Here is a 22956-nt window from a genome sequence, read left to right on the forward strand (position 1 = left end):
TTGCCGCGATGAAGGCCGTTCATTTCGGCCTTGCAAAAGCACCAGTTCCCTTCATGAAGTCGATCGACCATGATCGCGGCATACCACACCGCGAGAGCGCAGCACATGAGCACCCAGCCTACCTTCCTTGCGCAATGCGTCTCCACGGTCATGCACTCGCGACGCGCGACCCGCGCGTTCAAGCGCATGACCGTCGACCGCGAAGTGGTGGAAGCGATCCTGGCGGACGCCTCCACCGCGCCGAGCGGCGCGAACGTCCAGCCCTGGCGCGTCTACGTGGTCGCCGGCCAGGTGAAGGACGAGCTCGGTGATGCGCTGGTGGCGGCCTCGCGCGCCGGCACCATGCCGGCCCCGGCACACTTTCCCGATCCGCTGCCCGACGTGTTCCGCGCGCGGGTGCAGGACTTCGGTGCGCGCTACTACGCCTCGCTGAAGATCGAGCGTACCGACGTCGTTGCGCGCACCCGCCAGTCGGAGCGGAACTTCCACTTCTTCGGTGCGCCCGTCGGCCTCATCTTCGCGATCGACCGCCGGCTGAAGCCGCACAGCTGGCTCGACCTGGGCATGTTCGCCCAGACGGTGATGCTGGCGGCGAAGGCGCGCGGCCTCGACACCTGCCCCCAGGTCTCCTTCGCCCCGTTCCATTCCGTGATCGCCGAGCATCTGCGGCTGCCGCCCGAGGAGGTGACCGTCTTCGGCATGTCCCTGGGCTACGGCGATCCCGAGGCGCCGGTGAACCAGGCCGCGATGCCGCGCGAGCGCGTCAGCGACTTCGCGCGGATCCTCGGCTTCCCCGGCAGCCCCTCCGCGCAGTGACGTCCACTGCCTTTCCACCGATCCAGGGAAACGCCATGACCCCCAAGGAAGTCTCCGGAATCCCGATCCCGGACAGCCAGCTCGCCCGCGAAATCACCGAGTTCGTTCGCGACACCGAGAGCGAACTGCTCTACCGCCACTCCCTGCGCTGCTACTGCTGGGGCTGCCTCGCCGGCCGCCGCAAGGGACTGAAGTACGACGCCGAGCTGCTCTACGCGGCGTCCATGTTCCACGACATCGGGCTCACCGCCCGCTACGAGGGCAGCCAGCTCCGCTTCGAGGTCGACGGCGCGAACGCGGCGCGCGATTTCCTGCGCGGCCATGGCATTTCCGAAGGCGACATCGAGACGGTCTGGAACGCCGTCGCGCTGCACACGACACCGGGCATCCCGCAGTTCATGCGCCCCGAGATCGCGCTGGTGCAGGCGGGCGCGGGCATGGACGTGGCGGGGCGCGGCTATGAGCAGTTCACCGATGCCGAACGGGAAGCCGTGCTCGCCGCGTTCCCGCGGGAGCCGGACTTCAAGAGCGGCATCATCGACGCGTTCTACCAGGGCATGAAGCACCGCCCGGACAGCACCGTCGGCACCTTCAATGACGACTTCCTCGCGTGCAAGGACCCGCAGTTCCGGCGCGTGGACATGTGCGCGGTGATCCGCGCATCGAAGTGGCAGGATTGATTCCGGCAGACGCCGGGCGTGACCGTCACTCCACCGTCACGCTCTTCGCCAGGTTCCTCGGCTTGTCCACATCCGTCCCCCGCGCGCACGCCGTGTGATACGCCAGCAGCTGCAGCGGAACCACGTGCAGCAGCGGGCTGAGGGTGCCGTAGTGCTCCGGCATCCGGATCACGTGCACGCCCTCGCTGTTCTCGATCCGGCTGTCCGCATCCGCCAGCACATAGAGCACGCCACCGCGCGCACGCACTTCCTGCATGTTGCTCTTCAGCTTTTCCAGCAGCGCGTCGTTCGGGGCCACCGTCACCACCGGCATCTCGCTGGTCACCAGCGCCAGCGGGCCGTGCTTCAGCTCGCCGGCCGGGTAGGCCTCGGCGTGGATGTAGCTGATCTCCTTCAGCTTCAGCGCGCCTTCCAGCGCGATCGGGTAGTGCATGCCGCGCCCGAGGAAGAGCGCGTTTTCCTTGTTGGCGAAGTCCTCGGCCCAGCTGATCACCTGCGGCTCCAGGGCCAGCACGGCCTGCAGCGCGGTGGGGAGGTGGCGCATGTCCTTCAGGTGCTGCGCTTCCTGCGTTTCGGTGAGGTGGCCGCGCACCTGCGCCAGCGCCAGCGTCAGCAGGAACAGGCCCGCGAGCTGCGTCGTGAAGGCCTTGGTGGAGGCCACGCCGATCTCGACGCCGGCGCGGGTGATGTAGGCCAGCTTGCATTCGCGCACCATCGCCGACGTGGACACGTTGCACACCGTCAGCGTTTGCTCCATGCCCAGCGAGCGCGCGTGCTTCAGCGCCGCCAGCGTGTCGGCCGTCTCGCCCGACTGGCTGATGGTCACCACCAGCGTGCGCGGGTTGGGGACGCTGTCGCGGTAGCGGTATTCGCTGGCGATCTCCACCTGCGTCGGGATCTTCGCGACGCGTTCCAGCCAGTACTTGGCGGTGCAGCCGCTGTAGTAGCTGGTGCCGCAGGCGAGGATCAGCACCGAATCCACTTCCTTGAAGATGCGCCAGGCGCCGTCGCCGAACAGTTCCGGCGAGACGTGCTCGATGCCCTGCAGCGTGTCGGCGATCGCGCGCGGCTGCTCGAAGATCTCCTTCTGCATGTAGTGGCGGTACGGGCCGAGCTCCGCCGCGCCGCTGTGCGCCTGCACCGTCTTCACCGGCCGCTCGACGGGGCGGTGGCTGCGGTCGACGATCCAGTAGCGCCCCAGCTGCAGGTCCACCAGGTCGCCCTCTTCCAGGTAGACGATCTGGTCGGTCACGCCGGCCAGCGCCATCGCGTCGCTGGCGAGGAAGTTCTCTTCCTTGCCCACGCCCAGCACCAGCGGCGAGCCGGCGCGCGCGCCGACCACGCGGTGCGGTTCGTCCTTGCAGAACACGGCGATGGCGTAGGCCCCGTGCAGTTGCGCCGTCGCGGCCTTCACCGCCTCGAACAGGTCGCCTTCGTAGAGGCTGTCCACCAGGTGCGCGATCACCTCGGTGTCGGTCTGGCTGGTGAAGCGGTAGCCCTTGGCCTGGAGCATCGCCCGCAGCTCGTCGTGGTTCTCGATGATGCCGTTGTGCACCAGCGCCACGCGTCCCGGCGTCTCGGGTCCGGCTTCGCCGGTGCCGTGGCTGAAATGGGGGTGCGCGTTGTGCACCGCCGGCGCGCCGTGCGTCGCCCAGCGCGTGTGGGCGATGCCGGTGCCGCCCGCGATGTGCTCGCCGTCGACCTGCGACATGAGCTCGGCGACGCGCGCCGTGCTGCGGGCCCGCTTCAGGCCGTCGGCGTAGACGGCGACCCCGCAGGAGTCGTAGCCGCGGTATTCCAGGCGCTGCAGGCCCTGGACCAGGATGGGAACGATGTTGCGCGTGGAGACCGCGCCGACGATGCCGCACATGGGATCACCTCGTGGATGGATGCTTGGCAATGTAGGCGCTCACGCGTGCAATTAGCTTGCTGAATTTCTGGTAGTTTGCTGATTTATTGCATCGGATATCGCGTATGCAATAAACTTTCAAAATGCCATCCGAAACGGATCTCGATGCCACCGATCTCGCCCTCCTTGCCCGATTGCAGGAGGACTGCGGCCTGAGCAACCAGGACCTCGCGGCGCAGGTCCACATCTCCCCGGCCACCTGCCTGCGGCGGGTGAAGCGCCTGCGCGACGCCGGCCTGATCGAGCGCGAGATCGCGGTGCTGAACCCCGAGCGGGTCGCAGCAGTGCTCGGGCACGGGCTGGAGGCGGTGGTGGAGGTCTCTCTGGACCGGCAGGGGAACGCGGAGCAGGAGGCCTTCGAGGAGCGCGTGATCGCGGACGAAGCGGTGCAGCAGTGCTATCGCGTGTCGCCCGGGCCCGATTTCGTGCTGGTCGTGCATGCGCGCGACATGCCGGATTACCTGGCGCTGGCGCAGCGGCTGTTCACCAGCGACGCGAACGTGCGGAACGTGAAGGCGTTCTTTTCGGTGAAGCGGGGGAAGTTCCGGCCGCGGATTCCGTTGCCGGCGCGCGGCGCGTGATCGGTGGGGTGCTGAGTCTCGGCTACGCCTTCGTCTCAGGCTACGCGCTGCGGTCGCAGCGCTCGGTCGCGTCGCTCACCTTCCGGCGGCGCGCCGCCGCCACCCTACGGCAAGCCGCCTTTCGTAGGGTGGCGCGGCTGCGGCCGCGGCAGGTGAGCGACAGCGAACCCCACCGCCTGCGCGCTCACTTCTTCTTCGGCCGCTGCCAGTTCGCGATGCTCGCCTGCCGCGCCCGTGCGACAGTCAGCGAACCGGCGGGCGTGTCCTTGCTCACCACCGACCCCGCACCCACCGTGCCGCCCTGCGCCACCGTCACCGGCGCCACCAGCACGCAGTTGCTGCCCACGTGCACGTCCGCCTCGATCACCGTGCGGTGCTTGCGCGCGCCGTCGTAGTTGGCCGTGATGCTGCCAGCGCCGTAGTTCACGCGCTCGCCCACCGTCGCGTCGCCCAGGTACGCGAGGTGGTTGGCCTTGGCGCCGCGCGCCATCGTGGAGTTCTTCACCTCGACGAAGTTGCCGATGTGCACCTCCGGCCCCAGCTGCGCGCCCGGACGCAGGCGCGCGAAGGGGCCGACCAGCGCGCCCTCGCCCACCTGCACGCCGGCCGCCTCGCCGTCGATGTGCGTGAAGGGGTGGATCACCGCGCCCGCGGCGATCTCCGCGTTCGCGATCACGCAATTGGCGCCGACGCGCACGCCCTCGCCCAGCTTCACGTCGCCTTCGAACACGCAGTTGACGTCGATCTCCACGTCCTGCCCGCAGGCAAGCGTGCCGCGCACGTCGAAGCGCGCCGGGTCGGCCAGGCGCACGCCCTGCTCCATCAGCGCGTTGGCCTGCCGCCGCTGGTAGGCGCGCTCCAGGTCGGCCAGCTGCACCGGGCTGTTGACGCCGTCCACCTCGACCTGCTCGGAAGCGGACGAGGCGACGACATCGCAGCCGTCCGCGACCGCGAAGCCGACGATGTCCGTCAGGTAGTACTCGCGCTGCGCGTTGTCGTTCTTCAGGCGGGCGAGCCAGTCCTTCAGCTTCGCCGAAGGCACGGCCATGAAGCCCGTGTAGACCTCGCGGATGGCGCGCTGCGCGTGCGTCGCGTCCTTGTGCTCCACGATCGCCTGCACGGCCTCGCCCTGCCGCACGATGCGCCCGTAGCCGGTGGGGTCGGCCATCTCCATGGTGAGCAGGGCCAGCCGCTCGCCGCCGCACTTGTCCACCAGCGCCTGCAGCGTGGCCGGGCGGATCAGCGGCACGTCGCCGTTGAGGATCAGCGCGATGCCGTCGTCCGGCAGCACCGGCACGACCTGCTGCACGGCATGCCCGGTCCCCAGCTGCGGCTCCTGCCGCACGAAGTCGGGCGCGGCGCGGCCCGCGGCGGACGCGGCATCGCGCAGCCAGGACTCGACGTCCTCGGCGCCATGGCCGGTGATCACGATCGTCCGGCGCGCGTGCAGCGCCTGCGCCGTGTCCATCACGTGCGCGATCAGCGGGCGCCCGCCCAGGCGGTGCAGCACCTTGGCCGTCCGGCTCTTCATGCGCGTGCCCTTGCCGGCCGCCATCACCACCACGTCGACTGCTTTCATCACTTACCCTTCACACCATGAAGCTGGATCGCTTCCGCATGGTCGGCATTATCCTTGCGCTCGCCGCCACGCTGGCGCTCGCGGCCTGCAGCGCGCTGAAGCTGGGCTACGCCACGCTGCCGGAGCTCGCCTACTGGTGGCTCGACGGCTTCGCGGACTTCAGCGACGAGCAGCGGGTGCAGGTCCGCGCGGAGCTCGCCCGGCTGCAGGCCTGGCACCGGCGCAACGAGCTGCCGCGGCTGGCCGCGCTCCTGGGCGAGCTGGAGGAGCGCATCCCCGGCGAGATCACGCCGCGGGAGGCCTGCGGCTTCGTGCGGCAGCTGGAAGCGCGTGCCGACGCCACCGCCGAAGTCGCCGAGCCCGCCGTGGTGGCGATCGCCACCAGCCTGGACGCGCAGCAGCTGCGCCACGTCGAGCGCAAGTTCCGCAGCCGCAACGAGAGCTTCCGCAAGGAATCGGTCGATCCCGCCGCGCCCGAGCGGCTGCAAAAGCGCCTCGATCAGCTGCTCGACCGCTTCGAGATGCTCTACGGCCGGCTCGAGGACCCGCAGCGCGCGGTGCTGCGCGAAGGCATCGCGCGCTCGATCTACGACCCGGAGCGCCTCCTCGCCCTGCGCCAGCGCCGCCAGCAGGACCTGCTGCAGGTGCTGCGGCGCGTGACGGCGCCCGAGGCCGGCCCCGAGCTGGCGCGCGCCGAACTGCGCGGCTGGCTGGAGCGCGCGCGGCGTGCGCCCGACCCGGAAGACCGCGCCTGGCAGGAAGGCCTGCTGCAGGAAGGCTGCGCGCTCTTCTCCGCCGTGCACGCGAGCACCACGCCCGCGCAGCGCGAGGAAGCGGCGCGCCGGCTGCGCGGCTGGCAGCGCGACCTGCGCGAACTGGCGCAGGCCCGGTGAGCGGGGCTTCTTCCGGCCTGGCACTCGTCTGGCGGCTCGGGGCCGCCACGACGCTGATCGTCATGGCGTCCGCCATGACCGGGCCGGTGCTGGCGATCCTGCTGCAGCAGGCCGGGCATGGCACGGCCCTGGTGGGCGCGTTCTCCATGCTGCCCTTCCTGATGGTGGGCGTGTTGATGCCCGCGATGCCGCGCGTGCTCCAGCGCTGGGGCGCCTTGCGCACCTACCGCGCCGGTGCGGTGCTGCAACTGGCGGGCGTGCTGGGCTATGTCGCTTCGGACCATCCGGGCACCTGGGTGGCGGGATCGATGGTCGCGGGCTGCGGTGCCGCGGCCCTGTGGAACACCACCGAAGCGCTGCTCGCGGAAGAAGCGCCGCCCGCCATGCGCGGCCGCGTGATGGGCCTGTACCAGACGGCGCTGGGCGCGGCGCTGGCGATCGGGCCCTTCCTCCCGGGCTTGCTGCAGCTGCAGGCGCACACCGTGCTCTGGCTGGCGGCGTCGATGGTGGGCGGCTGCCTGCTGCTCGCCGTCACGGCGCGGCCGCACGTGCCGCAGGCCGGCGAGCGCGCGCACACCGGCACCTGGCATGCGCTGCGGCTCGTGCCCTGGCTCGCGCTGCTGGCCTTTTGCGGCGGGGTGTTCGAGGCGGGGCTGGGCGCCGTCGGCGCGGCGCATGCATCGGCGACGGGCCTGGACCTGCGCGCCGCGGCCAGCGTCGCCGGGGCGATCGGCGTCGGCAGCCTGCTGATGCAGTACCCGGCGGGCTGGGCCGCCGACCGCTACGCGCTGCGCAGCGTGTTCACGGCAGCGGCCGTGGCGCTGCTGGCAGCGAGCCTCGCCATGGCGTTCACGGGCCGCGCGCCCTGGCTGCTGTGGGCCTGCGGATTCGTGTGGGGCGGCGTCGGCGGTGCGCTGTACACGCTGACGATGGTGCAGGTGGCGCACGCCTTCGCCGGGCGCGCCACCGCGGGCGGGGCGGCGGCCATGATCACCGGCTACACCTGGGGCGGCACGCTGGGGCCGGTCGCCAGCGGCTCGGCGCTGCAGGCCGGCGGCGCGCCGGGACTGGCGCTGGTTCTCGCGCTGCTCGCCATCGCCGCGCTCATCGCGGCGCGGCGGGCGGCGCGCTGAAGATCAGTGCTCGCCCCTGGAGTGCGACTTGCCTTCGCGCTCGGCCTGTTCCAGCTCGCGCGCTTCGGATTCGGAGCGCGGCTTGGCCGCTTCCGCGTCGGACTGGACGTCGGCCTTGTCCAGGTACTCCTTGATGTTCTTCTGGTAGTCGCGCGTGGCGGTGTAGCTGCCCTCGCCTTCCACCTGGTCCTGCCCTTCGGGGCGGGACTGGAAGTCGGTGGCGCCGGCGCGCTGCTGCTGCGGGTCGCTGTCGCGCTGCGGTTGCTGCTGCAGGATGCGCGGCACGGGCTTGTCGTCGGCCATGGGTCGTTCTCCTCTGGAGGGACGGGAAGACCGTCCAGCTTAGGAAGCGGGCTGGGGGCGCGCTGTCGTCCGGCGAGTGTCAGCGGTGTCGGTGGAGGACTACAAGAGCTGGGGTTCGCCTGCGGCTCACCGCCAGCCTACGAAAACCGGGGTTCGCAGGAATGCCGGGAGGCTTGGGAATGCCGAGGTTCCGTAGGCTGGCGGTGAGCGCAGCGAACCCCAGCATCCCCCCTCACGCCTGCAAGGACGCCCACATCTCCTTGTCCCGCTCCGCCGTCCACACGCGCGGGTTCTTGATGCCGCGCGCCTCGTCGTAGGCGCGGCTCACGTCGAAGGGCAGGCAGTGCTCGTAGATGAACACGTGGCCGAAGATCGGGTCCATGGCCTTGCGGACGTGGGCCATCGTGGCCTTCAGGTCCATGTTGGCGGCGGCCGCTTCCTTGGCGCAGCGGAACAGCGTCTCGACCCACTGCTTGGTGTAGTCGAGCGCCTTGTTCACCTGCGCGTTGCCCTTCATCGCCTCGCCGCGGCCGGGCACCAGGGCCTCGGGCTTCAGCGCGCGCAGCGCTTCCAGCGCCGCCGGCCATTCCTGCAGGTGGGCGTCGCCCGTGTAGACGCCGGCGTTGTATTCGACCAGGTCGCCGGAGAACAGCACCTTCTCCTCTTCCACCCAGGCGATGGTGTCGCCGCGGGTGTGGCCCCAGCCGGGCGACCAGACCTGCACGCGCACCCCGCCCAAATCCAGCGTCAGCTTGCCGGGCACCTCGCCGGCGGCCGGGTCGCCGCCGCCGATCACGAGCGTCGGCCAGGTGAGGCCGGGCACCGTCTCCGCGTTGCGGAACAGGCGCGGGAAGCGGTCCATCTCGGAGTGCATGTCCTCCTTGCCGCGCTCGACGATCAGCTCGTAGGTGCCCTGGCTCGCGATCACCTCGCTCGCGCCTTCCGCGACGAAGGCGCTGGCGCCGAGCACGCGCACGGCGTGGTAGTGCGTGAGCAGCACGTACTTGATCGGCTTGTCGCTGATGGTGCGGATGCGCGCGATCAGGTCGCGCGCCATGGCCGGCGTGGCGGTGGCGTCGCTGACCATCACGTACTTGTCGCCGATGATCACGCCGGAGTTCGGGTCGCCCTCGGCGGTGTAGGCCCAGCAGTGGGCGGACAGCTGCTCGAAAGTGATCTTCTTGTCGGCCAGGTCGGCCTGGCTCGCAAAGGCTTTGCTCATGGGACTCCTGCTTGGACGGGGGAGGGGGATCGCCCCATTCTACTTAACGTAACTCGTTACGCATTGTTGAACGTGGGCGCCAGCCATTCGACGGCCTCCCCGACGAGCCGGTCCACGTGGCGCGTGGCGTCGACCACGTGCACGCGCGGCTCCGCGCGCGGATCCTCCAGCGCCTCGAACTGGCTCGCGACCAGGCTCGGCGGATAGAAGTGGTCGGTGCGCGCGGCGACGCGCTCCATCGCCTGGTGCGGCGTCAGCGACAGGTGCAGGAAGTGCAGCGCCGGCACGGCGGAGCGCAGCGTGTCGCGGTACGCGCGCTTCAGCGCCGAGCAGGTGAGCACCGCGCCTTGCGGCCGCGCGCGCAGCTCGCGTGCCAGCTGCTCCAGCCAGCCGGCGCGGTCCGCATCGGTCAGCGGCTCGCCGGCGCGCATCTTCGCGATGTTGCTGTCCGGGTGGAAGTCGTCGCCTTCGATGAGCGGGAGGGCCAGGCGTTCGGCGAGCTGCGCGCCCACCACCGACTTGCCGCAGCCGGCCACGCCCATCACGACGACATGCAGCGGCGGCCGGGCGGCGGGCGGGGCGGGAGGCATGCGGGCGATTATGGGCGCCCGCCCTCACCCCGGCCCTCTCCTGCGGGCGGGAGAGGGAGAAAGGCCGGCTAGCCGAGCGCGCCGTGGGGACGGCGGCCGCCGCCGTGCAGCAGGGCCCAGCCGAGCTGCACCAGGCCCGCGGCCAGCTGGCCGAGCGCGCGCAGCGCCAGCGCGCCGGCGACGCGCAAGTCGGCGAGCGGTTGCAGCACGCCCGAGAGGTTCAGGCGCGGACGCAGCGCCGTCGCGGGCGCCGCGACGGGATCCCAGGCGAAGTACGAGGCGCCGGAGGCATTCCACGCTTCCAGCACCACGCGCTGGCCGGCGCGCACGAACATGGACCGACCCACCTGCAGGATGTGGTCGCCGGCGTCGTCGGGCGTGGCGCCATGCGGGCCGTCGAAGGTGGCCCACACGCGGCCGTGGGCGATGCGCAGGATGCCGTCGCTGGTGGGACGCAGCGTGACGGCGCGGCCGCGCACCAGCTTCCACGTGCCGGGCAGCGCCACGGCGGGCGCGGACGCGAGGACGGAGGCGGCGGACGAGGCAGTCATGGTGTTCTCCAGCGATGGCATTTCGGAATGGAATGATCTTTCACGCCCGCTTGGCGGTCCAATGAAATCCCGCTACGCTATTGATTCCCGATCCGCATCAATCCCCATGCAGCACTCGCAGACCCACCTGCGCACCCGCCCGATCTCCGCCGGCCACCTGCGCGCCTTCGAGGCGGTCGCGCGGCACCTGAATTTCCGGGCCGCGGCCGAGGAGATGGCGCTGACGCAGTCGGCCGTGAGCCGCCAGATCCAGTCGCTGGAGGAAGAGGTGGGCGTGAGCCTGTTCCTGCGCCACACGCGCGCGGTGGAGCTCACGAGCGCCGGCGCGCTGCTGCTGATGGCCGTGTCGCAGTCGCTGCCGCGCATCGACAACGCCGTGCGCCAGATCCGCCAGAGCGCGGGCCGGCGCTCGGTGGCGCTCACCACCTTCGCGTCCTTCGCGTCGATGTGGATGATCCCGCGGCTGGAGCAGTTCCAGAGCGCCCACCCCGACATCGACATCCGCATCGACGCCACCGACAACAAGCTGGACCTGGAAATCTCCGACGTCGACCTGGCGCTGCGCTACGGCCCGCAGGCGACCATGCCGCCGCAGGCGATCCGCCTGTTCGGCGAGCAGCTCACGCCGGTAGCGAGCCCCTGGCTGCTCAAGGGCAAGGCGTCGATCACCAAGCCGGCGGACGTCGCGCAATTCGCGCTGATCGAGGCGGGCGACGCGTACTCCACGCATCTCGAGTGGCTCACGTGGCGCCGCTGGTTCGACGAGCACGGGCTCGCCAAGCTTCAGCCGCAGCGCTGGCTCTATTTCAACTACGCCTACCAGATGGTGCAGGCGGCGCTCACGGGCCAGGGCATCGTGCTGGCGCGCCTGCCGCTGGTGTCGGAGAGCCTGGCCAACGGCGACCTGGTAGAGCCGCTGCCGAAACTGCGCATGGATTCCCCCATGGCCTACTGGCTGATCGTCGGCCCGCGCAGCGCGCAAAGGCCGGAGATCCGCGCCTTCTGCGAATGGCTCATGACGCAAAGCCGCATCACGCGGCAGGTGATCGGGGAAGTGCCGGACCCGGATACGGTCGATGCGATCGACTAGTCGTTCCGCCTGGCAGGGAAGGCGAAATACCGGGCCCCCAGGTAGTTGAGCGCCATCGCGAGGACGGATGCGATCGCGAACGGGATCAGCGGACGGGCGCTCATCGCGCCGGAGCCGAGGACGAGCGCCGAATACACGGCGAAGTTGAGGGTCGTTCCGAGCGAGCTCACGAGCACGTAGCGCAGGAGGCTGCGCCACGCCGGCCCGTGGTCGCCGAACGTGATGCGGCGGTTCAGGTACCAGGTCGCCAGCACGGCGGTCGGGAAGGAGACGAGCCGGGCAACGATCGGCCCGCACAGGCCGCTGCCCACCAGCAGCTGGAGCAGCCCGCCGTCGACGACGAACCCCAGGACGCCGACCATGCCGAAGCGGGCCAGCCGATGCAGGCCCTCCTGCCTGCTCATGGCTCCCTGGCCTGCGGCGCGGGGATCGCGAGGTACGCCAGCTGCTTGGCCTCCTGCCGGCCGAGAGTGACCACGTGGAGGACGGCGCCGCAGACCTGCGAAAGCAGCGCGGTCAGCATGATCCCGGTGGCGAGCACGGCCGTGGGCAAGCGGGGGACCAGGCCCGTGTGCATGTATTCCAGCACGATCGGCGCCGCCAACCCGACCGACAGCAGCGAGAGCAGCGCGGCGGCGAGCGTGAACGAGGCGAGGGGCCGCTCCTTCAGCACGAGCTTGGCGATCGTCAGCAGGATGCGGGCACCATCCCGGTAGGTGGAGAGCTTGCTTTGCGATCCTTCCGGCCGGGCGCGATACCGGACCGGCACTTCCGCGTACGCCATGCGGAGCTCCAGTGCGTGGACCGTGAGCTCGGTTTCGGTTTCGAACCCGCGCGCACGTGACGGGAAGGACTTCACGTAGCGCCGCGAGAACACCCGCAGGCCCGAGAGCATGTCCTGGAAGGCGCCGCCGAACAGCGAGCGGACGGCCGCCGTCAGCATCCGGTTGCCCCACTGGTGGCCGGCGCGGTAGGCCGCGCCGGCGTCGCCCTCGGGCACGCGCGTGCCGACCACCATGTCCAGCCGCTCGTCCAGCAGGCGCCCGACCATCTCCGGCACCCCGGACAGGTCGTAGGTCGCGTCGCCGTCGACCAGCACGTAGACCTCCGCTTCGACGTCGGCGAACATGCGGCGCACCACGTTTCCCTTGCCCCGCAGCGACACGGTCCTCACTTCGGCCCCGAGGCCGCGCGCGATCGCTGCGGTGCCGTCGCTGGAGCCGTTGTCGAACACGTGGACGCGTGCCCAGGGAAGGTGCTCCCGGCACTCCGCGATGACGGACGCGATCGCCGCGGCTTCGTTGTAGCAGGGGATCACGACCGCGACCGGCACGGCCGGCGGTGCCCGGCGCGTCATGGCAGCGGCTCCTTGCGCACGGAGAACAGGAGGATCGCGCGCTCCTGGTGCTCCAGGGCGAAGTGCCGCGCGAACTCCGGCCGTGACACCTTGCCCCACGTCTTCATGCGGCCAGTGTGCACCAGCAGCGCGTCGAAGCCTTCGCGCAGGAGGCGCTCGCGCAACGCCGCCGCGTCGAGCCGCAGGTAGTCGCCATAGCGCCACGGCCCGAAGTGATCGCCCCAGATCGGCTGGGGCGCGTAGTGGATCTCGCCTTCCAGCCCGATCTGGTAGATCCGGCCCTGCGGATGCTCCCGCAGGTACTGCAACATGGGATAGCCGGGCAGCTGGCGCGAAAGCGATGCCTCGCGCATCTCCGGCGTGGGTGCGATCAAGCCCCACGACCGGTCCGCCTCCTCGTGAGCGACCGACACGGCAGCGACCAGCACGCCTGCCGCCCCCAGGGCCGCCCACGTGGCAGGCACCCATGCGCGCCGGAGGAGCCGGCAGGCGAGGCGCGCGAGCTGTTCCCACCCGAGCACCGCGAGCAGCGCCAGCACCGGATAGACGGGGAGCAGATAGCGCGGGTACTGCGACGTCGCCGCCCAGAACAGCAGGCCCCATGCCGCGAAGGCGGCCGGCAGGCGCGCCCCGGCCTGCGCACGCACCTGCAACACCAGCGCGACGAGCGCCGGCCACAGCAGGGCCGGCGGCAGCGCCGCGTGCCGACGCAGGTCGTCGAACTGGGACTTGAAGTCGCCGGGACTCCAGTCGGTGAAGCCGAACAGCCGGCCCCCGAACGGCGCGAAGGGATCACCCGCGAGCACCAGGTTGCGCCCGTACCAGTAGGCACAAGGCAGCAGGAAGGCGACGACGGCCACGGCGAGCCAGCGTGGGGACGGCCTGCCCTTCCAGGCGGCCACCAGGAAGAACGGGAGAAAGCCGAGCGCCTGGTACTTCGATCCCACCGCCAGCCCGAGGGCGAATGCGCTGACCACGAGCCAGGCATCGGCGCGCTCCCGCAGCCAGGCGTCCAGCGCCACGCAGGCCAGGAACACGAACAGCGCCACGCCGAGGTCCACGTAGGCATTCCTGAACTGGCTGCTCGCCAGGAACAGCCAGAGCAGCGTGGCCAGCAGCGCCCGATCGGTCCCGGCGCGTTGCCGGGCCCACCCGAACAGCAGCAGGGCCGTGATCCAGCCGGCGAGCGCGTGCATCAGGTGCGGCAGGACGTCGTTGCCGGCGATCAGCGCGACGGCGTAGAGCAGTTCGAAGTCGTAGGGAAACCAGGGATACCGCAGCCACTCGTTCACCGTGAGGCGGCCGCTCTCCGCCCACTGCGAAGCGTGGGGGAGGTGGTACATCAGCTCGTCCCACTCCACCGGCGGCGCCAGCGGCATCAGCAAGGTCGACGCGCCCAGGGCCAGCACCGCCACGGAAAGGAGCCGGCTGGTCGCCGGAAGCCGCGTCCAATGCGCCCCGGCAACCCGCAGCGAGGGCCACCGGCGGCAACGGGCCACCTCCACGGCGGCAAGCGCGAACCCGATCGCGCCGACGGCGACGAGGGGCGCGGGCTTCAGCCAGCCGGCGATCGCGAGTCCTTGCAGCAGGACGATCGTCACCCCGAGGCCGGTCGCCAGCGCGACCCCATGCCGGAACGGGCTCTGGAGCAGGGGCGGATGCAGCAAGCGCAGCGCGGTGCGACCGAGCCCCCAGGCAAGCACGGCGAGGACGAGAAGCTGCGCATACTGCTGCGCGGCAAAGGCGAGTTTGAGTGCCACGGGGCTCCTGAAGTCTGCGGCCGCCACCGCGAGTCATCCCGTGGCGATTATCTCATCCGTGCCAGACCGGCCTCGCGCGCCGCGCCGCGCGGTGATGACGATTTCCTCAGTCGTCGCCGAGCGCCATCGGCCACACCACGCCCAGCTCGTTGAGGATCGCGTCCAGCGGCACGTCGTGCGGTTCCGGCTCGAAGCTGGGGACGAAGCCGGCGGCGAAACCGAGGCCGACGGTGTACGGCCTGGGCCGCAGCTGAGCCAGCGTGCGGTCGTAGAAGCCCCCACCGTATCCAAGGCGATACCCCCCCACGCCATAGCCAACGCAAGGCACGAAGAGCAAAGTCGGCACCACGATTTCGGTGTCCTTCGGCTTGGGGATGCCGTACGCGTCCTCCTCCATCGGGCAGCCGGGGAACCATGCATGGAATTTGAGCGTCTGATGGAGCTTGTCCACCACCGGCAGCCCGATCCTTCGCAACTGCGGTTCGTCCAGCAGTTCGCCGTCCTCCTTCCAGCGGTGCAGCGCCGGCAGGGGGTCGAACTCGCCCTTGATCGGCCAGTACGCGCCGATCACGGTGTCGGTCCGGCCCACCAGCCAGATGCGCATCACCTGCTGCAGCAGGTCGGCGCGCCGCAGGCGGTCCGGCATGTTCAGGCGCTGTTCCACCAGCTTCTTGCGCAAGGCCCTTTTTTCTTCCGACCTGTCCATAATTTCCCGATGAAGTTGCGATCGATTCTGGCATCCCTGGCCATCCTTCTCGTGGGTTGCGTGCAGGCGCAGCCCCGCGACGACGTGATCCTGGAGATGCAGCAGGCCTTCCAGAAGGGCAACAAGGCCCGCCTGGCGCAGTTGCTGCCGCTCGCGCAAGGCCACGTGCTGGAGCCGTGGGCCGCGTACTGGGAGCTGAAAGCCAGGCTGGAGACCGCCAGCGCCCAGGAGGTGCAGCAGTTCCTGGCGCGCTTCCCGGGCACCTACCAGGAGGATCGCCTGCGCAACGACTGGCTGCTCGAGCTCGGCAAGAAGCGCGACTGGGACACCTTCGCGCAGGCCTATCCCAAGTTCCGCATGCGCGACGACCGCGAGGTGCGCTGCTACGCGCTGCTGGTGCAGTCCATGCGCGACCCCGACGCCGTGCCCGCCGCCGCGGAGGAGGTGCGCACGCACTGGCTCGCGCTGCGCGACACCGACGCCGAGCACGGCTGCACGGTGGCGGCCACCGCGCTGCTCGGCAAGGGTACGGGCGCGGGCCGCCTGACGACGGCCGACGTGTGGCGCAAGGTGCGCCAGTCCGTCGAATCCAACCGGCCGCGCACCGCCGCCGCGGCGCTGGAGATGATCAAGCCCGAGGCGCTGCCGCTGCTCACGGAACTCAACGCCCGCCCCACCCGCTTCCTCACCACCCGCGTGACGGCCGTGTCCCGCGCCAAGCGCGAGATGATCGGCCTGGCGCTGATCAAGCTGGCCACCACCGACGCGGAGAACGCCGCGGCGCTGATGGAGAACAAGTGGGGCCCGCAACTGAGCCCCGAGGAGCGCGACTGGGTCTGGGGCGCGATCGGCCGCGAGGCCGCGCAGCGGCTCATGCCCGAAGCCAATGGCTGGTTCTCGCAGGTCAAGCGCGACAAGGTGCTCACCGACGAGCTGCTCGGCTGGAAGGTCCGCGCCGCCCTGCGCGCACCCAAGGGTCCCGACTGGGGCAACGTGCTGGAAGCCGTCAAGGCGATGAGCGAGGACGGCCAGTCCGAGCCCGCGTGGACCTACTGGCGCGCCCGCGCGCTGCTGGCCAGGCATCCGAAGGACGAGGCGCGACGCGCCGAAGCGCAGAAGCTGTACGAGTCCATCGCCTCGCCGCGCGAGTTCTACGGCCAGCTGGCGCTGGAGGAACTGGGCCAGAAGATCACCGTGCCCGGCAAGCCGCTGCCGCTGACGGACGAGGAGAAGAAGGCCGCCCGCCAGGACCCGGGCCTGAACCGCGCGCTGTACGCCATCTCGATCGGCCTGCGCTCCGAAGGCAACCGCGAGTGGAACTACTGGACCAACCTGCACACGCCCGGCGGCATGGGTGACCGCGAGCTGCTCGCCGCGGCGGAGTTCGCCTGCGATCGCGAGGTCTGGGACCGCTGCATCAACACCAGCGAGCGCACCAAGGCCGAATTCGACGTCGACCAGCGCTACCCCACGCCCTTCCGCGAGGCCGTGCTCAAGCGCGCCCGCGACATCGAGCTCGACCCCGCCTACGTCTACGGCCTGATCCGGCAGGAAAGCCGCTTCATCATGGACGCGCGCTCCGGCGTCGGCGCCTCGGGCCTGATGCAGGTGATGCCCGCCACGGCGCGCTGGACGGCGCGCAAGCTGGGCATGTCCACCTTCAAGACCGACCAGCTGCACGACCGCGACATCAACATCGCCATCGGCACCGGTTACCTGAAGCTGGTGCTGGACGACTTCGGCGGCTCGCTGCCCATGGCCGCGGCGGCCTACAACGCCGGCCCGAGCCGCCCGCGCGCCTGGCGCAACGGCCCGGAAATGGAAGGCGCCGCCTGGGCGGAGAACGTGCCCTTCACGGAAACGCGCGACTACGTGAAGAAGGTGCTGGCCAACACGACCTTCTACGCGGCGCTGCTCACGGGCCAGCCACAGTCGCTGAAGGCGCGCCTGGGCCGCATCGGGCCGCGCGACATCGCGCAGCCCACGCCGGACACCGAGCTGCCCTGAACGATGGCCGCGGCCTGGGACACGATCTGGCGGACGGTCGTCGGCGAGTTCTCGGACCTCGGCCAGCTCGAACAGGTCACGCAGGTCGTCGTGCGCCTGCTGGTCGCCGCGGCGCTGGGCGGCGTGCTGGGCCTCGAGCGCGAGCGCCAGGGCAAGCCGGCGGGCATCCGCACCTACATGCTGGTGTCGGCCACTTCGGCGCTGATCGTCGTCGTCTCGGTGCAGGCGGGCCTGGAGAAGGACGCGCTCAGCCGCGTGCTGCAGGGCCTGCTGGCCGGCGTCGGCTTCGTCTGCGCCGGCGCCATCCTGAAGCTGGAACGCGAGGAACAGGTGCACGGCCTCACCACGGCCGCCGGCGTGTGGATGACGGCGGGCATCGGCATCGCCGCCGGCCTGGGCCGCGAGGCGACGGCCGTGATGGCGGCGCTGCTGGTGCTGTCCATCCTGGCGCTGGAGCGGCCGATCCGCCGCATGGGCCTGAAGGGCCAGGAGCAGGGCCCGGAGGACTGAAGCGCCGTCCCTTGCTACGATGCCGCCCATCAAGGCAAAGGAGGCGGCGATGCTTACCCTGTTCATCGGCAGCAAGAACTACTCGTCCTGGTCGATGCGCCCGTGGGTGCTGCTGAAGCAGGCGGGCATTCCCTTCACCGAGGAGAAGCTGCGCTTCGACGCCTTCGATCCCGATTCGGACTTCAAGCGCGGCGTGCTCAAGGTCAACCCGGCCGGCAAGGTGCCGGTGCTGGTGGACGACGGCTTCGCGGTGTGGGACTCGCTGGCCATCGCCGAATACGTGGCGGAGAAGTTCCCCGACCGCCACCTGTGGCCGCGCGACGCGAAGGCGCGCGCGCGGGCGCGCAGCGTCTGCGCCGAGATGCACTCCGGCTTCTCCGCCCTGCGCGGCGCCTGCCCCATGAACATCGAGGCCTCGCTGCCGCAGGTCGGCGCGCTGGCCTGGCGAGACAAGCCCGACGTGCGCGCCGATGTCGAGCGGCTGGTGGGGATGTGGACGTCCCTCCTGGACGAACACGGCGGCCCGCTGCTCTTCCGCGAGTTCAGCGTCGCGGACGCCTTCTTCGCCCCCGTGTGCATGCGGCTGCGCACCTACCAGCTTCCGGTTCCGAAGGAGATCCAGGCCTACGTGGAACGCGCCTGCGCGCTGCCGGGCGTGAAGGCCTGGGTGGACGACGCGCTCGCGGAGCAGGACTTCCGGCCCTTCGAGGAGCCGTACCGGCTCGGGCGGTAAGCGCCGCATGCGGACCTTCCGGGTCGGCGGCGCGGTGCGCGATGCGCTGCTGGGCCTGCCGGTGAACGACCAGGACTGGGTGGTGGTGGGCGCGACGCCCGACCAGATGATCGACGCGGGCTTCCTGCCGGTGGGCAAGGACTTCCCGGTCTTCCTGCATCCGGAGACGCGCGAGGAATACGCGCTCGCCCGCACCGAGCGCAAGACGGCCCGCGGCTACCACGGCTTCCAGGTCCACGCCGCGCCCGACGTCACGCTGGAGCAGGACCTGGCGCGGCGCGACCTCACGATCAACGCGATCGCGCAGGCCGAGGACGGCGCGCTGATCGATCCCTTCGGGGGCCAGCAGGACCTGCGCCACAAGGTGCTGCGGCACGTGACCGAAGCCTTCCGCGAGGACCCGGTGCGCATCCTGCGCGTGGCCCGCTTCGCCGCGCGCTTCGCCGACTTCAGCCTCGCGCCCGAGACGCTGGCGCTGATGCGCGCGATGGTGCACGAGGGCGAGGCCGACGCGCTGGTGCCCGAGCGCGTGTGGCAGGAGCTCGCGCGCGGCCTGATGGAGCCGCGGCCCTCGCGCATGTTCGAACTGCTGGATGCCTGCGGCGCGCTGGAGCGCATCCTGCCCGAGCTCGACGCGGGCGAGCGCCGCATGCGGGTGCTGGACTTCAGCGCGGCGCTCGCGGCGCCGCTGCCGGTGCGCTTCGCCTGCCTCACGCTGGACTTCGGACCCGACGGCGTCGAGCGGCTCAAGGCGCTGTGCACCCGGCTGCGCGTGCCCAACGAATGCCGCGAGCTGGCCGAGGTGGCGGCGCGCGAACACGCGGCCATCCACGCGAGCGCCGGTCTCGACGCGGCGGCGGTGGTGCGCCTGCTGGAACGCTGCGACGCCTTCCGCAAGCCGCAGCGCTTCGAGGACATCCTGCTCGCCTGCGAGTGCGATGCGCGGGGCGCGGGAAAGGCCGAGGCGCCCTACTCGCAGCGAGCGCAGCTATTGGCCGCGCTGGCGGCCGCGCGCGCCGTGGACACCGCGCAGGTCGCCGCGCAGGCGAGGAAAGAGGGACTCGTGGCCGACCGCATCGGCGAGCGCATCCAGCAGGCCCGCACCGCGGCCGTGGCGAAGCTTCAGACGAGCAAGGCCAGCGCGGCGTAGTCGCCGACGCGGTCGCCCAGGCCGGCGGGCACGAGCTCGCACGCGTTGGTGAGCGCCGGCAGCTTGCCGGCCAGCTGCGCCTGCAGGCGCGGCAGCAGGTATTCCTGGTTGTGGAAGAACACGCTGCCGCCGAGGCTGATGCGCTGCAGGTCGAGGAGCACCGTGATGTTGTAGAGCGCCCGTCCCATGACGCGGCACAGCTCCTCCACCGTGGCGATCGCGGCCGGCTCGCCGGCGCGCGCGCGCTGCAGCAGCGTGGCCGCGTCGGCGCCGAAGCGGCGCGCCACCGCGTTGCCCGCCACCAGCGCCTCCACGTCGCCGACGTTGCCGCAGCCGCACAGGGCGTCGTCGTTGTCGCTCACGAACATGTGGCCGCCGTGGCCGGCGTTGCCGTTCTTGCCGCGCAGCACGCGGCCGTCGACGCACAGCCCCATGCCGACGCCGGTGCTCCAGGTGACGTAGGCGCAGTGCTCGAAGCCCTGCAGCGCGCCCCAGCGGCGCTCGGCCTCGAGCGCGCCGACGGCGTCGTTCTCCACCCGCACCTGCTCGCGGAAGCGCTGGCGCAGCGGCGCCTCCATGGGCGCCGTCATCCAGTCGTTGGGCAGGCCGCGGGCGGGCCCCGCGAGGCCGCCGCAGATGTTGGGGCTGGCCAGTTCCACCATGCCGCCATTGAGCACGAAGGGCCCGGCCGAGGACACGCCCGCGCGCTGCACGCGCGAGGGATCGATGCCGATCTCGGCGCAGGACTCGTCCACGAGGCGGATCACCTGCTGCGCCAGCGCATCCTGGGGGCCGGTCTTGGCCGTCGGTTCGCTGCGCCGCGCGATCAGGTCCAGCCCGGCGCCGGTGTTCAGGCTCACCGCGACCTTGGTGCCGCCGATGTCGATGCAGGCTTTCATGGGCTCAGAGGTACTTCGCGATCGCCGCGGCCAGCATGCTCAGCAGGATGGTCGACGTGAGCGGGACGAACATGTCGCGGCCGAACAGCTTGAAGCGCAGGTCGCCCGGCAGCCGGCCGAAGCCGAGCTTCTGCAGCGCGGGCGAGAACCAGCTGATCAGCACCAGCGCGAGGAAGACGACGATCATCCAGCGAATCATGGGAAGGAGTGTGCCCGCAAATCGGCTAGAGGGTGTGCGTGCGGTCGCCTTGCCGGAAGCCGATGGCATCCCAGAAGGGCCCGCGCTGGAAGGCGATCACCTTGAACAGCTCGCCCATCTCGTGCTCGGCGACCAGGCGCTGCGCGGCGGCCTGCTCCGCCAGCGAGGCGGCCGCCATGCGTTCGGCGATGCCGCAGTTCAGGAGGAAGCGGCCCTGCGTCGCGAAGCCGAGCGTGGGCAGGCCGGCGTCCTGCGCCGCGACGGCGATGCCGGTGAAGTCGACGTGGCTGGTGATGTCCTTCTCGCCGGGCGATTCCAGCGGGTCGGGGTCGGCGCGGTGCGCGCGATGGCACATCAGCGTGCCCATGTGGCGCTGTGGGTGGTAGTACTCGGCTTCGGGAAAGCCGTAGTCGATGAAGAAGGCGGCGCCCGCCTCCAGGCGCTCGGCCAGCGTGCGCATGAAGGCCTGCGCCTGGTGGTGCAGCTCGGTGCAGTAGTCGTGCGTGCCGGCCGGTTCCACCGGCGGCCGCAGGTGCGTGAGCACGTCGCTCCACGCCAGGCGCCCGTCGGCCAGCGCGACGCCGCGCTCGTGCCACACGAGGTTCTTGCGCGCGATCAGCTTCACGGGCATCGCGTCGAGCACCTCGTTGCCCACGATCACCCCGCGGATCGCCTCCGGCAGCTCCGAGGCCCATTGCACCTTGTCGGCGAAGGCGGCCAGCGCCTGCTGCTGGCGCTCGCGCAGCGAGGCCGACAGTTCGACGATGGTGTAGCGCTGCACCCTGGGCCCCAGCGCCGCCAGCAGCTCGCGCGCCAGCGCGCCGGAGCCGGCGCCGAACTCCCAGATCTCGCTGGTGCCGGTCTGCTCCAGCGCCTCGGCCAGCTGCACGGCCAGCGTGTGGCCGAAGAGCGGGCTGAGCTCGGGGGCGGTGACGAAATCGCTGCCCGAGCCCGGCATCATCCCGAACTTGCGCGCGGTGTTGGCGTAGTAGCCCAGGCCCGGCGCGTACAAGGCCAGGGCCATGTAGCGGTCGAAAGGCAGCCAGCCGCCCGCCCGCTCGACCTGTTCCGTGATGAGCTTCTGGAGCGCCGTCGTTACACTGGATGCATGTGGGTCCACCGCACCATTGTCCGCCAATGAGCCGCGCCGCTGGCCGCACCGTGCTGGTCACCGGGGCAGCCCGGCGCCTCGGCCGCGCCATCGCGCTGGAGCTCGCCGCCGCCGGCTGGCAGGTGGCGGTGCACTACCGCGGCTCGGCCGACGAGGCGCGGCAGACGGCGGCCGACTGCGCCCGCCATGCGCCGTCGCAGGCCTTCCAGGCCGACCTCCAGGACGAGGCGCAGGTGCGCGGCCTGCTGCCGCAGGTGATCGCGCATTTCGGCAGCGTCGATGCGGTGGTGAACAACGCCTCGCGCTTCGAGCACGACGATGCGGCCAGCTTCGGCGTGGCCTCGCTCGTGGCGCACATGGTCGCCAACACGGCGGCGCCGGTCCTGCTGGCGCAGGCGCTGGCCGGGCACCTGCGCGGACGGCAGGCGAGCGGCGCGGTCGTCAACCTGCTGGACCAGAAGCTCTGGAACCCGAATCCCGATTTCTTCAGCTACACGCTGTCGAAGGCCGCGCTGGAAAGCGCGACCACGCTGCTCGCCCAGGCGCTCGCGCCGGGCGTGCGCGTGGTCGGCGTCGCGCCCGGGCTCACGCTCACCAGCCACCTGCTGTCGCAGGAGCGCTTCGAGCAGCTGCATCGGCTGTCGCCGCTCGGCCGCTCCTCCACCCCCGAAGACGTGGCGCACGCGGTGCGCTTCGCGCTGGAAAATCCCGCGATCACCGGCACCACGCTGCTGGTCGACGGCGGCCAGCACCTGATGAAGTTCGACCGCGACTTCTCCCTGATGGACCCGCAATGAGCAAGGCCGGCACCCAGATCCTCACGCTCGAAGGGCTGCGCTTCGACGCCGCCCTGGGCATCCTCGACCACGAGAAGGAAGCGCCGCAACCGATCCAGGTCGACGCCGAGCTGAACCTGGGCACGCAGCCGCTGCTGCCCAGCGACGACGACATCACCCACGTGCTGGACTACCGCAAGGTGCGCCGCATCATCATCGAGGAGTGCACGGCCGTGCACGTCAACCTGCTGGAGACGCTGATCGGCAAGCTGGCGCACCGGCTGATGCAGCTGCCCGGCGTGCTGGGCGTGCGGGTGCGGATCGTGAAGCTGGAGATCTTCGAGGATTGCGAGGTGGCGATCCGGGTGGAGACGGGGCTCTGGTGAGCGCCGGGCCGCCCC

At 70.9% G+C, this 22956-nt stretch carries 25 protein-coding genes; 12 read left to right on the forward strand and 13 right to left on the reverse strand.

Going from position 1 to position 22956, the window contains the following annotated elements:
• Window positions 1-105 precede the first annotated feature (105 nt).
• Window positions 106-816 carry a nitroreductase gene (locus tag ACY0MJ_RS02130; RefSeq protein ID WP_462636613.1) on the forward strand — a complete coding sequence of 237 codons (711 nt, stop codon included), beginning with the start codon at window positions 106-108 and terminating at the stop codon, window positions 814-816.
• Window positions 817-851: 35 nt separating this feature from the next.
• The gene (locus ACY0MJ_RS02135) at window positions 852-1496 is read left to right on the forward strand and encodes an HD domain-containing protein (protein WP_462636614.1); all 645 of its coding nucleotides are present in this window, start codon (window positions 852-854) and stop codon (window positions 1494-1496) included.
• A gap of 25 nt (window positions 1497-1521) precedes the next feature.
• On the opposite strand, the gene glmS is transcribed toward ACY0MJ_RS02135, so the two are convergent.
• The gene (glmS, locus tag ACY0MJ_RS02140) at window positions 1522-3366 is read right to left on the reverse strand and encodes a glutamine--fructose-6-phosphate transaminase (isomerizing) (RefSeq protein ID WP_462636615.1); all 1845 of its coding nucleotides are present in this window, start codon (window positions 3364-3366) and stop codon (window positions 1522-1524) included.
• 122 nt (window positions 3367-3488) lie between these two features.
• On the opposite strand from glmS, the gene ACY0MJ_RS02145 reads away from it, so the two are divergent.
• Window positions 3489-3986, forward strand: coding sequence for an Lrp/AsnC family transcriptional regulator (locus ACY0MJ_RS02145; protein ID WP_462636616.1), 498 nt, complete (start codon window positions 3489-3491; stop codon window positions 3984-3986).
• Window positions 3987-4170: 184 nt separating this feature from the next.
• Here the strand turns inward: ACY0MJ_RS02145 and glmU are convergent, their stop codons facing one another.
• Window positions 4171-5565 carry a bifunctional UDP-N-acetylglucosamine diphosphorylase/glucosamine-1-phosphate N-acetyltransferase GlmU gene (gene glmU, locus ACY0MJ_RS02150; RefSeq protein WP_462636617.1) on the reverse strand — a complete coding sequence of 465 codons (1395 nt, stop codon included), beginning with the start codon at window positions 5563-5565 and terminating at the stop codon, window positions 4171-4173.
• Window positions 5566-5582: 17 nt separating this feature from the next.
• Between glmU and ACY0MJ_RS02155 the strand changes: the two genes are divergently transcribed.
• Together ACY0MJ_RS02155 and ACY0MJ_RS02160 are read left to right on the forward strand one after the other, a co-directional pair.
• Window positions 5583-6458 (forward strand): DUF6279 family lipoprotein, encoded by an 876-nt coding sequence (locus ACY0MJ_RS02155; RefSeq protein WP_462636618.1) that lies wholly within the window; start codon window positions 5583-5585, stop codon window positions 6456-6458.
• On the forward strand, window positions 6455-7591 hold the full coding sequence (locus ACY0MJ_RS02160) for an MFS transporter (protein ID WP_462636619.1): 1137 nt from the start codon (window positions 6455-6457) through the stop codon (window positions 7589-7591). The genes ACY0MJ_RS02155 and ACY0MJ_RS02160 overlap by 4 nt, the downstream gene beginning before the upstream one ends.
• A gap of 3 nt (window positions 7592-7594) precedes the next feature.
• On the opposite strand, the gene ACY0MJ_RS02165 is transcribed toward ACY0MJ_RS02160, so the two are convergent.
• The 4 genes from ACY0MJ_RS02165 to ACY0MJ_RS02180 all read right to left on the reverse strand — a co-directional run bounded on the left by ACY0MJ_RS02165 (window position 7595) and on the right by ACY0MJ_RS02180 (window position 10257).
• Window positions 7595-7894, reverse strand: coding sequence for a hypothetical protein (locus ACY0MJ_RS02165; RefSeq protein ID WP_462636620.1), 300 nt, complete (start codon window positions 7892-7894; stop codon window positions 7595-7597).
• Between the two features lie 232 nt (window positions 7895-8126).
• On the reverse strand, window positions 8127-9116 hold the full coding sequence (locus ACY0MJ_RS02170; RefSeq protein ID WP_462636621.1) for an MBL fold metallo-hydrolase: 990 nt from the start codon (window positions 9114-9116) through the stop codon (window positions 8127-8129).
• A gap of 56 nt (window positions 9117-9172) precedes the next feature.
• On the reverse strand, window positions 9173-9706 hold the full coding sequence (locus tag ACY0MJ_RS02175; protein ID WP_462636622.1) for a gluconokinase: 534 nt from the start codon (window positions 9704-9706) through the stop codon (window positions 9173-9175).
• 68 nt (window positions 9707-9774) lie between these two features.
• A complete protein-coding gene (locus tag ACY0MJ_RS02180; RefSeq protein ID WP_462636623.1) occupies window positions 9775-10257 on the reverse strand; it encodes a DUF2917 domain-containing protein in 483 nt (160 codons plus the stop codon).
• Between the two features lie 106 nt (window positions 10258-10363).
• On the opposite strand from ACY0MJ_RS02180, the gene ACY0MJ_RS02185 reads away from it, so the two are divergent.
• Window positions 10364-11347 carry a LysR substrate-binding domain-containing protein gene (locus ACY0MJ_RS02185; protein WP_462636624.1) on the forward strand — a complete coding sequence of 328 codons (984 nt, stop codon included), beginning with the start codon at window positions 10364-10366 and terminating at the stop codon, window positions 11345-11347.
• Here the strand turns inward: ACY0MJ_RS02185 and ACY0MJ_RS02190 are convergent.
• From ACY0MJ_RS02190 to ACY0MJ_RS02205, 4 genes are all read right to left on the reverse strand, one after another.
• Complete coding sequence (locus ACY0MJ_RS02190) at window positions 11344-11751, reverse strand: GtrA family protein (RefSeq protein ID WP_462636625.1); 408 nt, start codon at window positions 11749-11751, stop codon at window positions 11344-11346. The two genes, ACY0MJ_RS02185 and ACY0MJ_RS02190, sit on opposite strands and share 4 nt — an antisense overlap.
• On the reverse strand, window positions 11748-12704 hold the full coding sequence (locus ACY0MJ_RS02195) for a glycosyltransferase family 2 protein (protein ID WP_462636626.1): 957 nt from the start codon (window positions 12702-12704) through the stop codon (window positions 11748-11750). The genes ACY0MJ_RS02190 and ACY0MJ_RS02195 overlap by 4 nt, the downstream gene beginning before the upstream one ends.
• Window positions 12701-14464 carry an ArnT family glycosyltransferase gene (locus ACY0MJ_RS02200; protein WP_462636627.1) on the reverse strand — a complete coding sequence of 588 codons (1764 nt, stop codon included), beginning with the start codon at window positions 14462-14464 and terminating at the stop codon, window positions 12701-12703. Before ACY0MJ_RS02200 ends, ACY0MJ_RS02195 begins: the two co-directional genes overlap by 4 nt.
• Before the next feature lie 106 nt (window positions 14465-14570).
• Entirely contained in the window at window positions 14571-15170 is a 600-nt protein-coding gene (locus ACY0MJ_RS02205) for a 5-formyltetrahydrofolate cyclo-ligase (protein WP_462636628.1), read from the reverse strand.
• A gap of 9 nt (window positions 15171-15179) precedes the next feature.
• Between ACY0MJ_RS02205 and ACY0MJ_RS02210 the strand changes: the two genes are divergently transcribed.
• Genes ACY0MJ_RS02210 through ACY0MJ_RS02225 form a run of 4 tightly spaced genes read left to right on the forward strand, consistent with a single transcriptional unit; the run spans window position 15180 to window position 19570 of the window.
• Complete coding sequence (locus tag ACY0MJ_RS02210; RefSeq protein ID WP_462636629.1) at window positions 15180-17177, forward strand: lytic transglycosylase domain-containing protein; 1998 nt, start codon at window positions 15180-15182, stop codon at window positions 17175-17177.
• 3 nt (window positions 17178-17180) lie between these two features.
• Entirely contained in the window at window positions 17181-17687 is a 507-nt protein-coding gene (locus tag ACY0MJ_RS02215) for an MgtC/SapB family protein (protein WP_462636630.1), read from the forward strand.
• A 49-nt stretch (window positions 17688-17736) separates the two neighbouring features.
• Window positions 17737-18420, forward strand: coding sequence for a glutathione S-transferase family protein (locus ACY0MJ_RS02220; protein ID WP_462636631.1), 684 nt, complete (start codon window positions 17737-17739; stop codon window positions 18418-18420).
• A gap of 7 nt (window positions 18421-18427) precedes the next feature.
• Window positions 18428-19570, forward strand: coding sequence for a multifunctional CCA addition/repair protein (locus tag ACY0MJ_RS02225; protein WP_462636632.1), 1143 nt, complete (start codon window positions 18428-18430; stop codon window positions 19568-19570).
• Here the strand turns inward: ACY0MJ_RS02225 and ACY0MJ_RS02230 are convergent.
• From ACY0MJ_RS02230 to ACY0MJ_RS02240, 3 genes are read right to left on the reverse strand one after another with little or no spacing between them, the layout of a single operon-like run.
• Window positions 19543-20469, reverse strand: a complete 927-nt coding sequence (locus tag ACY0MJ_RS02230) for an ROK family protein (protein ID WP_462636633.1) — start codon at window positions 20467-20469, stop codon at window positions 19543-19545. The genes ACY0MJ_RS02225 and ACY0MJ_RS02230 overlap by 28 nt on opposite strands.
• A gap of 4 nt (window positions 20470-20473) precedes the next feature.
• A complete protein-coding gene (locus ACY0MJ_RS02235) occupies window positions 20474-20668 on the reverse strand; it encodes a DUF2905 domain-containing protein (protein WP_462636634.1) in 195 nt (64 codons plus the stop codon).
• Window positions 20669-20693: 25 nt separating this feature from the next.
• Window positions 20694-21788 (reverse strand): class I SAM-dependent methyltransferase, encoded by a 1095-nt coding sequence (locus tag ACY0MJ_RS02240; RefSeq protein ID WP_462636635.1) that lies wholly within the window; start codon window positions 21786-21788, stop codon window positions 20694-20696.
• 17 nt (window positions 21789-21805) lie between these two features.
• Here ACY0MJ_RS02240 and ACY0MJ_RS02245 point away from each other — a divergent pair, with 17 nt between their 5' ends.
• Both ACY0MJ_RS02245 and ACY0MJ_RS02250 read left to right on the forward strand, forming a co-directional pair.
• A complete protein-coding gene (locus tag ACY0MJ_RS02245; protein ID WP_462636636.1) occupies window positions 21806-22576 on the forward strand; it encodes an SDR family oxidoreductase in 771 nt (256 codons plus the stop codon).
• Window positions 22573-22941 (forward strand): dihydroneopterin aldolase, encoded by a 369-nt coding sequence (locus ACY0MJ_RS02250; RefSeq protein WP_462636637.1) that lies wholly within the window; start codon window positions 22573-22575, stop codon window positions 22939-22941. The genes ACY0MJ_RS02245 and ACY0MJ_RS02250 overlap by 4 nt, the downstream gene beginning before the upstream one ends.
• Window positions 22942-22956: the final 15 nt, after the last annotated feature.

It is taken from the genome of Ramlibacter sp. bp-362, from assembly GCF_054956735.1.

What these genes read in the sequence shown, in the direction of transcription:
- ACY0MJ_RS02190 (WP_462636625.1), bottom strand. Translation starts at nt 11,751, where the DNA reads ATGAGCAGGCAGGAGGGCCTGCATCGGCTGGCCCGCTTCGGCATGGTC.
- ACY0MJ_RS02225 (WP_462636632.1), top strand. Translation starts at nt 18,428, where the DNA reads ATGCGGACCTTCCGGGTCGGCGGCGCGGTGCGCGATGCGCTGCTGGGC.
- ACY0MJ_RS02235 (WP_462636634.1), bottom strand. Translation starts at nt 20,668, where the DNA reads ATGATTCGCTGGATGATCGTCGTCTTCCTCGCGCTGGTGCTGATCAGC.
- ACY0MJ_RS02205 (WP_462636628.1), bottom strand. Translation starts at nt 15,170, where the DNA reads ATGGACAGGTCGGAAGAAAAAAGGGCCTTGCGCAAGAAGCTGGTGGAA.
- ACY0MJ_RS02170 (WP_462636621.1), bottom strand. Translation starts at nt 9,116, where the DNA reads ATGAGCAAAGCCTTTGCGAGCCAGGCCGACCTGGCCGACAAGAAGATC.
- glmU (WP_462636617.1), bottom strand. Translation starts at nt 5,565, where the DNA reads ATGAAAGCAGTCGACGTGGTGGTGATGGCGGCCGGCAAGGGCACGCGC.
- ACY0MJ_RS02210 (WP_462636629.1), top strand. Translation starts at nt 15,180, where the DNA reads ATGAAGTTGCGATCGATTCTGGCATCCCTGGCCATCCTTCTCGTGGGT.
- ACY0MJ_RS02220 (WP_462636631.1), top strand. Translation starts at nt 17,737, where the DNA reads ATGCTTACCCTGTTCATCGGCAGCAAGAACTACTCGTCCTGGTCGATG.
- ACY0MJ_RS02230 (WP_462636633.1), bottom strand. Translation starts at nt 20,469, where the DNA reads ATGAAAGCCTGCATCGACATCGGCGGCACCAAGGTCGCGGTGAGCCTG.
- ACY0MJ_RS02185 (WP_462636624.1), top strand. Translation starts at nt 10,364, where the DNA reads ATGCAGCACTCGCAGACCCACCTGCGCACCCGCCCGATCTCCGCCGGC.
- ACY0MJ_RS02145 (WP_462636616.1), top strand. Translation starts at nt 3,489, where the DNA reads ATGCCATCCGAAACGGATCTCGATGCCACCGATCTCGCCCTCCTTGCC.
- ACY0MJ_RS02195 (WP_462636626.1), bottom strand. Translation starts at nt 12,704, where the DNA reads ATGACGCGCCGGGCACCGCCGGCCGTGCCGGTCGCGGTCGTGATCCCC.
- ACY0MJ_RS02180 (WP_462636623.1), bottom strand. Translation starts at nt 10,257, where the DNA reads ATGACTGCCTCGTCCGCCGCCTCCGTCCTCGCGTCCGCGCCCGCCGTG.
- ACY0MJ_RS02175 (WP_462636622.1), bottom strand. Translation starts at nt 9,706, where the DNA reads ATGCCTCCCGCCCCGCCCGCCGCCCGGCCGCCGCTGCATGTCGTCGTG.
- ACY0MJ_RS02130 (WP_462636613.1), top strand. Translation starts at nt 106, where the DNA reads ATGAGCACCCAGCCTACCTTCCTTGCGCAATGCGTCTCCACGGTCATG.
- ACY0MJ_RS02155 (WP_462636618.1), top strand. Translation starts at nt 5,583, where the DNA reads ATGAAGCTGGATCGCTTCCGCATGGTCGGCATTATCCTTGCGCTCGCC.
- ACY0MJ_RS02245 (WP_462636636.1), top strand. Translation starts at nt 21,806, where the DNA reads ATGAGCCGCGCCGCTGGCCGCACCGTGCTGGTCACCGGGGCAGCCCGG.
- ACY0MJ_RS02250 (WP_462636637.1), top strand. Translation starts at nt 22,573, where the DNA reads ATGAGCAAGGCCGGCACCCAGATCCTCACGCTCGAAGGGCTGCGCTTC.
- glmS (WP_462636615.1), bottom strand. Translation starts at nt 3,366, where the DNA reads ATGTGCGGCATCGTCGGCGCGGTCTCCACGCGCAACATCGTTCCCATC.
- ACY0MJ_RS02215 (WP_462636630.1), top strand. Translation starts at nt 17,181, where the DNA reads ATGGCCGCGGCCTGGGACACGATCTGGCGGACGGTCGTCGGCGAGTTC.
- ACY0MJ_RS02135 (WP_462636614.1), top strand. Translation starts at nt 852, where the DNA reads ATGACCCCCAAGGAAGTCTCCGGAATCCCGATCCCGGACAGCCAGCTC.
- ACY0MJ_RS02165 (WP_462636620.1), bottom strand. Translation starts at nt 7,894, where the DNA reads ATGGCCGACGACAAGCCCGTGCCGCGCATCCTGCAGCAGCAACCGCAG.